A 1116-nucleotide genomic window follows, 5' to 3' on the forward strand; every position below is an offset into this window, starting at 1 on the left:
GTTCCATGACCGTCGCGCCCCACGTGTAGTAGAGCAACAAAGACAATTGCAGCGCGCTCAGCGGTTGGTCGCTGAAGGTGCGCGACGTGCGGCGCTCGCACAGCGAATCGAGCAATGTCGATTGGGCGATCGCGCCGGAAGGCGCCAGCAGCGGGTTTTCCAGGGCAACAAAAGGATGGGAGAAATAATCCTTGAATGCCGACGGCTGACGTCGCGCCGAGGCCTTTTGCTCAAGCTGCATTTCCAGATCGCTGACACTGATGTAGGGCGTGTGCGACCCGGTCCGAGTGCTCAGATAAAACTCCAGCGCCGCGTCCCAATGGGCCCAAAGGCTGGCCGGCTGGCTACGCTCAACGCAAGCGGCAGTGTCAGATGGTGTCTCGACCGGTTGCAGGACACCCTGGCTGATCAGTTCCCGCAGGAACGCCAGATTGTCGTCCTGCTCGGGGCTCTGCAAAACACCCGGCAGCAACAAGGCACTGCCCAGTGTCTGGGGAGTCAGGAAGTGGCGCAGCAACGGCAGAAACATCACACCGAATTCCAGGCTCAGGTCCCACTGCCGATCCCGGATAAAAAACGATGCCGAGCCGACGCTGAGCCAGGTGCTTTCCCTGAGTTTCAACAGGGTTTGCGCCCCCTGCTCGAGTTGCGTTTGCGGCTCTTGCCGGGCAAAACCCTGCCAGAACAGGGCTTTGGGCTGAAGGGACTTGATGGCCGTGATCAAGGTCAACAATTCTGCATCATCGGTTTTGCGGGAAATATCCCACTCAAGGGTGATCGCTTTCACCGGCGATGAATCAAACAAATGACGCAAGATGTCCCAATCCCGCCGTGGATGGCCGGTATGTATTTCAATCAGCCGGTCCAGCGGCAACGAACGCAAGTAGGTGTTCAGGTCGTAACCCAGGGTTCTGGCGGTCGCGATCGCGCTGTCGAGGTCCAGCAGAAAGCCCGAGTCACTGCGCTCCACCACCCTGGAGATGAACGCGCCTTCAGATTGTTCTTGTGCATCGTGCAACGAAAACAACCGCGGCGCGTTTTCCAGTACCAGCAGCGTTGCCGTGAGGTCACGCAATTCAATGGCGTTGGCCACCACCGTGTCAGCTACCTCTTGGG

Annotated in this window: 1 protein-coding gene; it reads right to left on the minus strand. The window is 58.9% G+C overall.

The features are described 5' to 3' along the window. Positions 1–1116 (minus strand): multinuclear nonheme iron-dependent oxidase (locus AC1DH9_RS29620; RefSeq protein ID WP_477809393.1); only part of this gene is annotated, 1116 nt, incomplete at both ends.

The sequence above is a fragment of the Pseudomonas sp. 05T35 genome, from assembly GCF_056396605.1.